Below are 11,371 nucleotides of genomic sequence, written 5' to 3' on the forward strand. Positions count from 1 at the left end.
CCGGGGACGCGGAGGGGCTCGATCGTCACCGAGACCTCGACGCCTTCGGGGTCGGGTTCGTCGGCCGCCATCGCGGGACCGGCCAGGCCGGCCAGGGCAAAAGCGAGCACGGACGCGGCGAGCACCTGAGCGGTTCTATTGCTTTTCATATGATTACTCCACTTATGGGGGGTGGGGCCGGCCGGCCTGTGGGCCGGCCGGCCTGTGGGCCGGCCGGCCCCGGTTCAACTAAGCGGCGTCCCCGGTGCGTACACCGTGGCTACCGCCGATCCGGTCAGCCGCAGCTGATCGCGGCGTAGGCGGGGTCGTGCGACGAGGTGACCTGCTGGCCGCCGATCGTCGCGGTGCCCGTCACGTTCACCGTGCCGGCGGCGAGCTGCTTGGCCCGGGTGTTGAAGGACTGGTACGCCTGCTTGCCCGGGGCGAGGTCGGCCACGGTCTTGGAACCGTAGGGGGTCGACAGCGTCACGGTCGCGGGAACGGTCCCGTCGTTGACGGCCGTGACCGCCACGTACGCCGACGTGCCCACGCAGCGGGCCTGAGCGGTCTCGGCCAGTGAGAGGCCGGGAGTGAGCTTCGGCTGCTGCTGCGCGTTGAACCTGTCGAGCTTCACGGCCGCCGCCGCGTTGATCTCGGCCTGGCTGAGGAACTGGCTCGGCTTCAGCTTGAAGGCGTCGAAACCGCGCGCGATCTCGTTGCCGTAGATGTGGCCGTTGTACCAGTAGGCGGACCAGAAGCCACCGGTGACCAGCGAGGTGGCACTGATCGGGCCACGGTCGAAGAACGCGATCTCCTTCGGGTTGCTGGAGTCGGTGAAGTCGAACACCGACAGGCCACCCTGGTACCAGGCCTGGACCATGACGTCGCGGCCGGGGATCGGGATGAGCGACCCGTTGTGCGCGACACAGTTCTCCGCCGTCGTCTGCGGCGCCGGAAGCTTGTAGTAGCTCCGGAAGACGAGCTTGCCGTCGACGATGTCGTAGATCGAGTTCGCACCCCAGGACGGCAGGTCGGTGGTCCTGCAGCGCGCGCCTGAGCCGCCGCCCCACTCGTCGGTGAAGACGACCTTCGTACCGTCGTTGTTGAACGTGGCCGAGTGCCAGTACGCGTAGTTGGGGTCGGAGACCGCGTCGAGCCGCTTCGGGTTCGTCGGGTCGGAGATGTCGATCAGGATGCCGTTACCCGCGCAGGCGCCGGCGGCCAGACCGATTTCCGGGTACGCCGTGATGTCGTGGCACTGGTTGGTGACCGGTGACGGCGACCAGTTGGTACCCGACGGGTGCTGCGGGGTGGGCGGGCTGTTCTGGAGGCCGTTGATCGCGCCGGTCTCCGCGTTGGTGAACAGCCGGGGGTTGTTCACGACCGCCGCGTTCTGCGGCGCGGCCAGCGGCACCCGGATGACGTCGATCCGCCACAGCGAGGTGGTCGGGTCGGTCGCCGCCGCGTTGGCGCAGCCCGCGAGCTCCTGGCTGGAGCGAACGCTGGACGTTCCGGAGACGTAGACGTAGACGTTCTCCGGCTCGTTCTTGCTGGTCACCAATGAGTGGGTGTGCGAGCCGCGGCAGGTCTGCACCGCCGCCACCTGCACGGGGTGGCTGATGTCACTGATGTCGAAGACACGGACGCCACGGAACCGGTCAGGGTTGACGGTTCCGCTGGCTCCCTGCGTGCCGCAATCGATCCGGCCGCGGGTCTCCTCCACCGACATGAACAGCAGGTTCCCGTACACCGACAGGTCGCCCTGCCCGCCGGGGCAGACCACCGAGGTCTTCAGGACGGGGTTGCCGCCCGTGGAGATGTCGTAGATGTTGAAACCGTTATAGTTGCCGGAGAACGCGTAGTTTCCGCTGAATGCCAGGTCAGAGTTGAGGTACGAACCGTTACCGGGGTTGGAGGCGACGTAGAAGCCCTCCGGCCTGTCCCGGTGCGCGGTCATTTCCAGTCCGCTGATGGCCTGCTGGGCGTCCAGCCATCCAGCGCCAAGACCGACTCGGGGGTCGACGTCGGCCGATGCTGCGGAGGTCGTGGTTGGCAGTAGCGCTGCCAATAACACGCCTGCGACGAGTATCCCGAGCTTTTGTAGTCTGGCACGTCCCCCACGTGCCGAACGGCTACTTCTCACGGGTCGTTTCCCTTCTTTCGGGCATCCCCTCCCAAGTTGATCATCGCGAAGGGCGACCCGGGATCTAGCCGGTGCCTTTTGTGACGCCAGCTGGGGGGGAGATCCACTTTGGTGTTCAGCGCGAACTGTAACCGAGACGACCTTGATGTTCCATACCGTGACATCTCTACACTTCCGGATGGACATCACCAAGCAATGCGAAACAGGTCCAAATAATGAGTTCGCTGCCCACAATGCGATATGTAGGCATGTTCGTGCTGGTCGCGACCATGATCACCGGGTGCACCACGGAGACCCCCAAGGTGTCGGCCGCTCCGGTAATCGTTCAGCCAGGAGCTCCGGGCGAGCCCGGACAGACGCTTCCCGCTGCCTCACTGTCACCGGTCGCTGACACTCCGTTCACCGCAGCGGACGTGCTCTTCATGCAGGGGATGATCCCGCACCACGCCCAGGCGCTGCGGATGACCGCCCTCGTTCCCTCCCGCAGCACGAACCGGGACATCACTTTGATCGCCAAGCGGATCCAGGCCTCCCAGGAGGACGAGATCGCACTGATGCGACGCTGGCTCCAGGACCGCGACCAGAAAGTGCCGGACACGAACCACGATCACTCCGGCACGGGCGGGGAGCTCATGCCCGGAATGCTGACCGAGGAGCAGTTCGACGTACTGAAGAAGGCCACCGGCACAGACTTCGACCGGGCCTTCGTGCAGAGCATGATCAACCATCACCTGGGCGCGCTCCAGATGGTCGACAAGCTGTTCAACGGCGACGGCGGCGGCGGCCAGGAAACGGAGATCTTCACCTACGCCTCCCACGTCGGCTCCGACCAGCGCATCGAGATCGATCGCATGCAGAAGCTCCTGGCCCAACTGGACGGCCCCGCTCCGAACTGATCCGCCGCCCCCCATCCCGGCCGGGACACGCGCGGTCCAGATTCCGATCATCGGTCCAGAGCGAATCGTCGGCCTGAACACACGCCGACGAGACCGGCTCGGTGGAGTCCTACCCGCGTGTCTCCATGCTGCCTGAACTGCTTGGATGATGTTTTCGGCAGGCACGGTCGACCCCGCGTTGATCGCGCCGGCCGAGCGGGTGCTCGCGACCGTTCCGGAGGTCGCCGGCGTCGACCTGGCGCGCATGCGCCGGGTTGGCCACCTGCTCCGCGCGGAGGTCTCGATCCGCGCCGCCGATCACCTCGCCTTCGCCGGGGCCCACGAGGTGTCCGGCAAGGCATTCGGTGCCAAGGGCCGGCGCACAAACGGCCTCGGACGGCAAGGTACCCACTCTCGTGGTCAGACCCTTCATGACGCGCCATTACAAAATATTGTCATTCCTGTAAAGGGCAACGGTTCACTAATATCTGCGCCGGTCTTGACAGAGATTCGTTCCGGCATTTCGGGATACTTCGTCTCATTGTTAGGCGATGGCAGAATCCTGCCGTGAGAGGCACCCCCCGGACAGAGGCAGAGCCCATGGTTAAACGAGCCCTTGCAGCCGTCGCCCTTTCCCTCGCCACATTACTCGGATTAACACTTCCCGCCTACGCGGTGACGCTGGAACAAAAGCTTGCCGCACTTTCCGGCTTCAGTCAGCCCACGACCGCCAGCGCCGCCAGCTGGGTTTCCGCCTGGCAGAACCAGGCGGGCTGGGGTGACTACGCCTTTGACTGGTCGACCGACCTGTGTTCGACCAGCCCCGACCGGCCACTCGGCTTCGACTTCAGAATGCCGTGCCGACGTCACGACTTCGGCTACCGCAACTACAAGGCGGTGAGCCAGTTCCCGGCGAACAAGACGCGCATCGACGACTCGTTCTACTTCGATATGAAGCAGGTCTGCGCGGGATATTCCAGTATCCCCAAGGCCACCTGTAACAGCCTCGCCTGGACCTATTACCAGGCGGTCAGGGAATTCGGCACCCTCAACGTCACCGGGGCGCAGATCGAACGGATCCGCCAGACCGCCGAACAGGCCGCCCAGGACGCAGAGGCATGACCTGTCCCGCTTCCCGAATGCGCGGGATCGCTCTCACTCGCTGACCTCCGCCGGGCCGGTTTCGCACCGGCCCGGCACTCGGGGGCAGTCGCGACGGTCGGCGTTGAGATGCTCCAGATGCGCTCTGGGCATCCGCGGCCGTCGGCCTGCCGTGATCACGCGGATGGGCACGGGCGGCAATCCACTCTCCTGACGCGCCTGGGCGACCTCGCGCATGACGTTCTGCATCCCGGCCAGGGTGACGGCCGGTTCGCGCAGCGGTTGCGCGTTGGTGCCGCCGAACATCGCACGCAGGCGCAGTAGCCATGGGCGAGAAGAAACGACAGATCGCGTACGAGCGCTGAGCCCGGCGGGGTTCCGCCGGCGGTCGAATCCACGAAGACCAGTCCCGCCACGTCGCCGGGATGGCGGGTGGCATAGAACTGGGTGACGAGTCCGTCGTAGGACCAGCCTGCGAATACCGCCGGCAGTTCAAGATGCAGGGCGCGAAGAAGCCGGTGCAGGTCATCGGCCATCTCGGCGACGGTACGGGCCTGCGAGCCGCCGGAGCGGCCGACGCCGGCCCGGTCGTAGGTCACCACGGTGGCTCGCTCGGCCAACGTGCGCTCCAGGTCCTCTCCCCAGCCCTTGCTTCATCTATCGAGATTCGATAGTTTCTCATCGTAACTCGATAGAAGGATGGGTCATGGGAAAGCTGGCAGTGCGTGCGCTTCGCGCCGTGCTCGTGGTGGTGCTCACCGGCACCGTGTTCATACAGGCGGGGATGGTGTGGGCGTTGGCCACCGACCCGGAGGACGGGTCGCTCCCGCTGACCCCGCTACGCGTGATCACGATCCTGGGCATGGTGTCGGTCCAGGTCGCCCTGGTCAGCGTATGGCGGCTGGTGACGATGGTGCGACGCGGAACCGTGTTCTCCCACGCCGCCTTCCGGTACGTGGACGCCGTGATCGGCGCGATCGTGGCGGCTGCCCTCCTGTGGTTCGCGGTCACGGCCTTCAACGCGCCGGGCCAGCGGGACGACCCGGGCGTCACCGTCATCATGGGCGGGGTCGGCCTGGGCATCCTGGGGGTCGCGCTCATCGTGCTCGTGCTGCGGATGCTGCTCGTCCAGGCCGTCGCGCGCGACGTCGAGGCGGCGCAGATGCAGGCCGAGCTGGACGAGGTGATCTGATGCCGATCGTCGTCGACATCGACGTGATGCTGGCCAGGCGGAAGATGTCCGTGGGCGACCTCGCGGACCGCGTAGGGATCACGCCCGCCAACCTGGCCGTACTCAAGAACGGCCGCGCCAAGGCGGTGCGCTTCGCGACGCTCGCCGCGCTCTGCGAGGTACTCAAGTGCCAGCCGGGCGACCTGCTGCGCTGGGAGGGCGAGGACGCCGCAGGCGGATGACGTGTCACCACGTCCGAGCCGTGGCGTTCGCCGAGGACGCCTCCCAGCTGCGAACCGGCTCCGCGCCATGGCGACCTGGCGCGACCCCGCCATCGGCGCCCTCCGCCCCGCCGGGAAGAGCAGCGTCACCGCCGGCCTCCGGGACAACGCCCGCGACGCCGGCCGAAGAGGTGGCGGAACGGGCGGGGCACGGTGTGGACGCGCTCCCGCGGGTTTATGCGAAATGCATCGTCGGCCAAGACGAGATGGCGAATAAGCGGACTTTGGAAGTGCTCACGCCGTGAGATCCCTGACGGCCGGCCAGAAAGGATCGCCCCCGGCCACCCTCAAGGCTCAGCCGTCATCAGGCGATCGTCAGAGGCCGGCTTGGAAGGATGCGGTCCCAAGGCCTCAAGAGCCCTCCCAAAAATGATCTGCGGCCCCGCGGCGAGTGAGACAGAATACCGGCGGATGAGGGATAGACCGGCGGGTCTGGCAGAGGCCGAACTGATGGCGGCACTGACCGAGGGCTGGGGCATCGAGCCCCACTCGGTTGAGTATCTCCCGGTGGGCGCAGGCAGCTACCACTGGTCGGTTACGGATCAGCGTGGGACGGCGTGGTTCGTCAAGGTCGATGACCTCGGCGTCGAGGGCGCCGGACGTGATGACGCGTTCGACCGGCTCGGCCGATCGTTCGGTGCCGCCCTGGCACTGCACCGGGACGCGGGGCTCGACTTCGTCCTCGCGCCGACCCAGACCCTGACCGACGCCGCGGTCTGGCGGCCAACCTCGCGATACGCCCTGTCGGTGTTTCCAATGGTGGCGGGTGCCGCCGGACACTTCGGCACGCACCGGCCCGAGGACCGCGTCGAGGTGATCGACCTGCTGGCCGAGCTGCACGAGGCAACCCCGATCGTGGTGGACACCGCATCACGGGCTGACCTGGTGCTGCCCGGCCGGGACAAGCTGGAGGAGGCGCTTCAGGACCTCGATCGGGAGTGGGCCGGCGGGCCTTATGCCGAGCCGGCCCGTAAGCTGCTGTCCGCCCACGCCGGGCACGTCCAAGAACTGCTCGTCGACTTCGACCGGCGGGTCGACCAAGTACGAAGCACCGCGGCGGCCTGGGTGGTCACGCACGGCGAACCGCACCCCGGAAATGTCATGCGCACCCCGGCTGGTCTGCGGCTCATCGACTGGAATACCGTGCAGATCGCTCCGCCGGAGCGGGACCTGTGGATGCTCACCCCCGCCCTCGCCCGCATGCTCGGCGATGACCCGGTCGGCGACGTCGACGACGTACTCGTCCGTTACACCCGGACCACCGGCCGGACCGTCACACCGGCCGGTCTCGCCCTCTATCCTCTCTGGTGGCAGCTCGCCGACATCGCCATCTACGTCGACGAGCTGCACCGGCCGCACGGCAACGGCGAGGACATCGCCGCGTCGTGGACCTATCTCACCAACTACCTCAAACCCAACCGGGACTGACCTGCGGTCCGGACGGCGGTGCGGCGCCCTGTGCGGTGGGACGCTTGGGTGCCCGGCGACGGCGTAACGGCGGGCGGTGCGGGATGCCTGACAGCCACGAGCTGTCATAACTGCACCTGGAAATGCAACCGGGCAGACTTTCCGATCATGGAATCCGAAAGTCTGCCCAGCTCATTGGGATAGGGCGCCTGGGACTCGAACCCAGAACCCACGGATTAAAAGTGGGCGGCCTTCTCAGCGCTCATAGGCCCTATGACCAGCCATCGTCCACTGGTCTGTCGTGGCTCAGACCTTAATCATTCCGTACATGTTCCGGATCTTGTTTCTCATCATTTGGGGATGGCACAACAAGGTTGGCAAGTCGTCCGTGCCCCTGATTACTTGCTTGGGGCGGGGCCGTCCAATTGCCGTACCGGCCACCAAAGCGTGTCCACAGTTGTGGCCATCGACCGGCGAATCTTGCGAGATCCCTAGGCCATAGTGCCCCGTGGGGATGCCGCGAGCGCTCTACCTCGGCGGCAAGTTGGATCCGGTCATCGAACGAATCTTCCCGGCCGCTGATTCGATCGCATGCGTCATGTGCGATGTACAGGGCGTCCTCGCCGGTACTGCTGCTGTCATCTGGGGGGCCTGGAAGCTTGGCGAGGCTGTCCGCATTCTCTATCGCCCGTTCGAACTCCGTGCGGCCTTGGAGGATCAACCAGCTACGAAAGTACTCAAACCCATCGTCACTACAGAATCCTTTGATGATGTAGGCCGCTCCCCAAAGGTCCCAGGTGTACGCCTGCTCCATAAGGCGCAGCCAATGCCGGTAAAAATCATGGATTTGTTCTACTGACGTCTGGCTGAGCCTGTGGGTCAATAGCTCGACCTGCGCTTTCCCGTCGGTCCCCGTCGCCGCGTGCGTCTGGTCGATCCACACCCAGAACTCATCAAGGTTCATGGCCGAAGCATCGCAGACCTGCCCTGCCTGATCTTCCCGTCTCTCGTCGTCTCCCTCCGGGGCAGCTTTTCTTCTCTGGAGCGGACGACGGGAATCAATGTGCTGCGCTCCAGGTCAGAGTGGGCGATGCTCTCTCCGCGAGTCCTCATGATTCCCCCTGGTTTCCAGGCTGTACAGGCACGCGAGTGGCACGGTCTGATCTCCTGATCCGTAGATCCCCGAACGTTCTCCAAGGGCGTTCAGACCAGTTCGCCGTGCAGGTCGTGAACGGCCGGCCTGTTCATATCAGTCCAGCCCAGTCCAAGGTCGTACGGCCCGATGGCTCCCAACTTGGCTCCCACGGATAGGACCCTTGGCAGCTTGGTCATCCTGCTCTTAGTGCTAAGACCGTGAGTACACTCGGCGCTCTTATCCAGGTCAAAGCATGGAGCCAGAATGACGAAGTCCCGCGAACTCAGTCCCGTCGGGTGCATTGCTCTCGCCTACTCCGGCCTTGTGCTGGCTCTGGGCATCTACTCGATCGTGGTCCTGCTGACGGTCCAGGATTCGATCCTGCTGTCGGGGGTAGCGCTCATCTACCTCACGTTCCCCCTCGGCTGGTTGATCTGGCAGGCATGGGACCTGCTGCCGATCGAGATGACGAATCCGATCGTGCTCACCTTGCTCCTCGTGGGCGCGGGCTGGTTCCAGGCGTGGGCGGTCTCGCGCCTCGTGTGGTACCTGGAACTCCGGAGCGGAGAATCCGCCTAATTGCACGCTAGTTACCCGGAAGATCGACAACGAGCCCAAGGTAATCAAAAGCCAGGTTGGGATCACGTCCCTGACCTGGCTTTTCTCTGGTGGAGCGGGTGACGGGAATCGAACCCACGCTGTCAGCTTGGGAAGTGTATGGATCATGCCTCGTAGGGCGGCTGACCTGGGCTTCGGGCCGGTCATGAGTGACCGTGGTTGACCCCTCGTCACCCTGTCTAATGGCACGCTAATGGCACGACGATCAGCCCATGACCTGGTCTTACCTGCGCGGCGCGCATACCCCGCCCGGCTGATCATCCCGTCTGCCGCGACCCACCCGAAGGGCAGCGGACCGGGGACGGAGGCGCAAGCCCGTCTTCGTGTGTACATTCACCGGCCGCCGTTCCTCGGTCATCGGTTGCCCTGCGGTCACAGACGGGCTTGTGCCGGAGGAGCCGGTCTGCTGGGCTCTGCCTGGGTCGTGGCAGGCGGGATGATCAGGCTCCACCTCAGCCATCTACGGTCTTCGGCAGTGCACGGGCGATCATCCCGGAGCCGAAGGCCCCCGCCGGAGGCATCTCTTTCGTACGATCGAAGGATGAGAGATCAAGAAGCCGGGGGAGTTTCAGTGACTAAGCGAGTTGTGTCTGTCAGTGCGGTTCTGATTGGAGACCTACTCCTTCTATTAATGGCAGTGTGGGTTAAAAGCAGTGTTCACCTCCGGGGGGAGCTCTGCGATGGAGCCAGCGTGTGGTGTGACGGGCGAGGAGATCCGACTCCCACCGAATGGCTGGCGGAAATGAATTTCCGTTCCGCTGCTGCTTACACGTTATCGGCGGCCGTGGCCTTGATTTTGCTGGTGGTTGCTGCTGTGGCGTGGAGGCATCGCCGAAGGGACATCGCGTTGGTGCAGGTCTTTCCGCTCCTGCTGGTTGCCGCGTTCGTCATCACCTGGACGCCGTACATACCTGTGTGACGTTAGATGAGGCCGAAGCGGCCGGGATATCCAAAAGGCATCGACAAAGTTAGGGTCTGGCAGCGAAGCTCTTGCTCCGAGTGGCGGCGTGGCCTCGTGCGGCGGGTCGGATGGGTACGGCGGGGCCGGTGTGCGGCGGGCGGCCCGGTGTCCCGCCGCCGGCCGGGACCGGCCCCAGGCCGCACGCCCGGACGGTGGGCGGGCGGAGGGCCGTGCGGCGGCGCGCCGCGCCGCCGCCTTGATACCTACTAAGAACAATTCGGCAGTGATCGCGGTACGTCGTGTGTCCTGTCCCGCGACATGCTTGACACATCAGTCCCAGGACATGTTTGACGGCGACCTGCCCTGTCATCCCATCGGAGTTGACGGCGCCCGACGGTATGGTCCCGCCATGACTCTCGTCGACTGGCGGGCCGGCCCCGACCTTCTTGCCAGCATCCTGCACCAACACGGGCAAGCACCCGACGCCATTACGGACACCATGGCCGCGTGGGCGGCATTCGCAGAGTTCGCTCAGACGAAGGTCGCCGGAATCGATACCCAACCGGATTCCGACTCCGACGGGTTCATCCTGCAATGGGGGCGCTGGTCCTGGCATGATCACCGTCCGAGCATGAGCTTCACCCGGCAAGTGGCTGTGCCTTGCGAGGACGGTCAATTCGAGGGCTTAGTCGAACTTTGGCAGATTGAGCTAGTTCTCTTTTATGAGGACTCGGGGGTACTCAGCTCTCATTCGGACCAAGACACGGGCTTCCACTTTCCCAACGGGGATGAGGAGTGGCAGGCGGCTCTTGCGGAGGCACAGGACTTTCCGCCGTTCCAAGCCGTTGCCAAAACCGCCCCGGTGAGCAGCTCCTTGACATTGGAGCATGCGGACTAGGGTGCTCAGACGGCCAGCGACCGGTAATCGTCCAAGCTAGCCTGCCCCCGCTAGTCAGACTGTGTCACCTAGATCACCTGTCGCGCATGTCATGGGACAGAACCGTCAGGAATCTCATGGGACTAGACATCGCGGTACGTCGTGGTACATCACTCGTGGCGCTGTGACGATCCGAGTAAGCGAACGCCATCGTGGTGGCGTATGGCCGGCGCCTGGTCGTGGTGCATGGCGTCGAGAACGCGGATAGCGAATGCCTCGGATGCGAGTTCTTGGACCTGGTCCGCGGTGACCCAGCGGAAGGCGCGGGTCTCGTCGGTTTCGGCAAGTTGGCCGCTGATGAGCTTGCAGCGGAAGACCAGGGCGATGATGCCGCGTGTCATGTTCTTGTAGACGCCGGTCAGGGTGACGGGCTCGACCTGGAGGCCGGTCTCCTCGTGGATCTCTCGGAGCAGGCCCGTGGTGATGTCTTCGTCGCGCTCCAGGATCCCGCCGGGTGCTTCCCAGTGGTTGTTGTCTCTGCGCTGGGTGAGGAGTGCGCGGCCTTGGTCGTCGATGATCACGCCTGCCACGCTGACGGAGTGCGTGTTGTGGTGATCCATCGGATTACCTCCGGGGCTGCTGATCGCTATTCTCGAACTGCGATACATGTATGTGCGAGTTGAGGAGTGGTCGTGGCCGAGCTGCCGTTGCCGGATCTGGACCCGACCAGCGACCGTGCCGTCTTTCGGCAGATCGCCGATCACATCCGCGATGCGATCGAGCGGGGAGCTGTGTCTATCCCCTGAAAGCGTGGAGATTCGATTATGCGGCCCTGGCCTCCTGAAGCCTCGCCCTGGCGGCTATTCGAGCGGTCATGATCTGC

At 64.9% G+C, this 11,371-nt stretch carries 13 protein-coding genes and 1 pseudogene; 9 read left to right on the forward strand and 5 right to left on the reverse strand.

The window, feature by feature from the left end:
• Nucleotides 1–274: 274 nt before the first annotated feature.
• The gene (locus CHC08_RS46640) at nt 275–2,047 is read right to left on the reverse strand and encodes an LVIVD repeat-containing protein (protein WP_218825837.1); all 1,773 of its coding nucleotides are present in this window, start codon (nt 2,045–2,047) and stop codon (nt 275–277) included.
• Between the two features lie 308 nt (nt 2,048–2,355).
• Between CHC08_RS46640 and CHC08_RS46645 the strand changes: the two genes are divergently transcribed.
• From CHC08_RS46645 to CHC08_RS46655, 3 genes are all read left to right on the forward strand, one after another.
• The gene (locus CHC08_RS46645) at nt 2,356–3,018 is read left to right on the forward strand and encodes a DUF305 domain-containing protein (protein ID WP_179282641.1); all 663 of its coding nucleotides are present in this window, start codon (nt 2,356–2,358) and stop codon (nt 3,016–3,018) included.
• A gap of 145 nt (nt 3,019–3,163) precedes the next feature.
• Nucleotides 3,164–3,568, forward strand: coding sequence for a hypothetical protein (locus CHC08_RS46650; protein ID WP_089213793.1), 405 nt, complete (start codon nt 3,164–3,166; stop codon nt 3,566–3,568).
• Between the two features lie 29 nt (nt 3,569–3,597).
• Nucleotides 3,598–4,119: a phospholipase gene (locus CHC08_RS46655; RefSeq protein WP_089213794.1), complete on the forward strand. Its 522-nt coding sequence runs from the start codon at nt 3,598–3,600 to the stop codon at nt 4,117–4,119.
• A gap of 33 nt (nt 4,120–4,152) precedes the next feature.
• Here the strand turns inward: CHC08_RS46655 and CHC08_RS52190 are convergent, their stop codons facing one another.
• Together CHC08_RS52190 and CHC08_RS52700 are read right to left on the reverse strand one after the other, a co-directional pair.
• On the reverse strand, nt 4,153–4,404 hold the full coding sequence (locus CHC08_RS52190) for a hypothetical protein (RefSeq protein ID WP_245878999.1): 252 nt from the start codon (nt 4,402–4,404) through the stop codon (nt 4,153–4,155).
• A 35-nt stretch (nt 4,405–4,439) separates the two neighbouring features.
• Nucleotides 4,440–4,730, reverse strand: a pseudogene (locus CHC08_RS52700) (alpha/beta fold hydrolase); the annotation flags it as partial.
• 74 nt (nt 4,731–4,804) lie between these two features.
• On the opposite strand from CHC08_RS52700, the gene CHC08_RS46665 reads away from it, so the two are divergent.
• From CHC08_RS46665 to CHC08_RS46680, 3 genes are all read left to right on the forward strand, one after another.
• Nucleotides 4,805–5,290, forward strand: a complete 486-nt coding sequence (locus tag CHC08_RS46665; RefSeq protein WP_089213796.1) for a DUF2975 domain-containing protein — start codon at nt 4,805–4,807, stop codon at nt 5,288–5,290.
• A complete protein-coding gene (locus CHC08_RS46670; protein ID WP_089213797.1) occupies nt 5,290–5,511 on the forward strand; it encodes a helix-turn-helix domain-containing protein in 222 nt (73 codons plus the stop codon). Before CHC08_RS46665 ends, CHC08_RS46670 begins: the two co-directional genes overlap by 1 nt.
• Nucleotides 5,512–5,961: 450 nt before the next feature.
• Complete coding sequence (locus tag CHC08_RS46680; protein ID WP_218825838.1) at nt 5,962–6,978, forward strand: phosphotransferase; 1,017 nt, start codon at nt 5,962–5,964, stop codon at nt 6,976–6,978.
• A 292-nt stretch (nt 6,979–7,270) separates the two neighbouring features.
• On the opposite strand, the gene CHC08_RS53145 is transcribed toward CHC08_RS46680, so the two are convergent.
• On the reverse strand, nt 7,271–7,921 hold the full coding sequence (locus CHC08_RS53145; RefSeq protein WP_089213799.1) for a DUF4240 domain-containing protein: 651 nt from the start codon (nt 7,919–7,921) through the stop codon (nt 7,271–7,273).
• Between the two features lie 435 nt (nt 7,922–8,356).
• Between CHC08_RS53145 and CHC08_RS46690 the strand changes: the two genes are divergently transcribed.
• The 3 genes from CHC08_RS46690 to CHC08_RS46695 all read left to right on the forward strand — a co-directional run bounded on the left by CHC08_RS46690 (nt 8,357) and on the right by CHC08_RS46695 (nt 10,509).
• On the forward strand, nt 8,357–8,671 hold the full coding sequence (locus CHC08_RS46690) for a hypothetical protein (protein ID WP_089213800.1): 315 nt from the start codon (nt 8,357–8,359) through the stop codon (nt 8,669–8,671).
• A 730-nt stretch (nt 8,672–9,401) separates the two neighbouring features.
• The gene (locus CHC08_RS49155; protein WP_143653689.1) at nt 9,402–9,629 is read left to right on the forward strand and encodes a hypothetical protein; all 228 of its coding nucleotides are present in this window, start codon (nt 9,402–9,404) and stop codon (nt 9,627–9,629) included.
• A gap of 391 nt (nt 9,630–10,020) precedes the next feature.
• The gene (locus CHC08_RS46695; RefSeq protein ID WP_089213801.1) at nt 10,021–10,509 is read left to right on the forward strand and encodes a hypothetical protein; all 489 of its coding nucleotides are present in this window, start codon (nt 10,021–10,023) and stop codon (nt 10,507–10,509) included.
• Between the two features lie 149 nt (nt 10,510–10,658).
• Here the strand turns inward: CHC08_RS46695 and CHC08_RS46700 are convergent, their stop codons facing one another.
• Nucleotides 10,659–11,156: an NUDIX hydrolase gene (locus tag CHC08_RS46700; protein WP_420823620.1), complete on the reverse strand. Its 498-nt coding sequence runs from the start codon at nt 11,154–11,156 to the stop codon at nt 10,659–10,661.
• Nucleotides 11,157–11,371 lie beyond the last annotated feature (215 nt).

This window comes from Streptosporangium subroseum (assembly GCF_900188345.1).
Classification (GTDB): domain Bacteria; phylum Actinomycetota; class Actinomycetes; order Streptosporangiales; family Streptosporangiaceae; genus Streptosporangium; species Streptosporangium subroseum.

What these genes read in the sequence shown, in the direction of transcription:
- CHC08_RS46700 (WP_420823620.1), bottom strand. Translation starts at nt 11,156, where the DNA reads ATGTATCGCAGTTCGAGAATAGCGATCAGCAGCCCCGGAGGTAATCCG.
- CHC08_RS46690 (WP_089213800.1), top strand. Translation starts at nt 8,357, where the DNA reads ATGACGAAGTCCCGCGAACTCAGTCCCGTCGGGTGCATTGCTCTCGCC.
- CHC08_RS46680 (WP_218825838.1), top strand. Translation starts at nt 5,962, where the DNA reads ATGAGGGATAGACCGGCGGGTCTGGCAGAGGCCGAACTGATGGCGGCA.
- CHC08_RS46665 (WP_089213796.1), top strand. Translation starts at nt 4,805, where the DNA reads ATGGGAAAGCTGGCAGTGCGTGCGCTTCGCGCCGTGCTCGTGGTGGTG.
- CHC08_RS53145 (WP_089213799.1), bottom strand. Translation starts at nt 7,921, where the DNA reads ATGAACCTTGATGAGTTCTGGGTGTGGATCGACCAGACGCACGCGGCG.
- CHC08_RS46695 (WP_089213801.1), top strand. Translation starts at nt 10,021, where the DNA reads ATGACTCTCGTCGACTGGCGGGCCGGCCCCGACCTTCTTGCCAGCATC.
- CHC08_RS46645 (WP_179282641.1), top strand. Translation starts at nt 2,356, where the DNA reads ATGCGATATGTAGGCATGTTCGTGCTGGTCGCGACCATGATCACCGGG.
- CHC08_RS46655 (WP_089213794.1), top strand. Translation starts at nt 3,598, where the DNA reads ATGGTTAAACGAGCCCTTGCAGCCGTCGCCCTTTCCCTCGCCACATTA.
- CHC08_RS46670 (WP_089213797.1), top strand. Translation starts at nt 5,290, where the DNA reads ATGCCGATCGTCGTCGACATCGACGTGATGCTGGCCAGGCGGAAGATG.
- CHC08_RS46650 (WP_089213793.1), top strand. Translation starts at nt 3,164, where the DNA reads ATGATGTTTTCGGCAGGCACGGTCGACCCCGCGTTGATCGCGCCGGCC.
- CHC08_RS52190 (WP_245878999.1), bottom strand. Translation starts at nt 4,404, where the DNA reads ATGTTCGGCGGCACCAACGCGCAACCGCTGCGCGAACCGGCCGTCACC.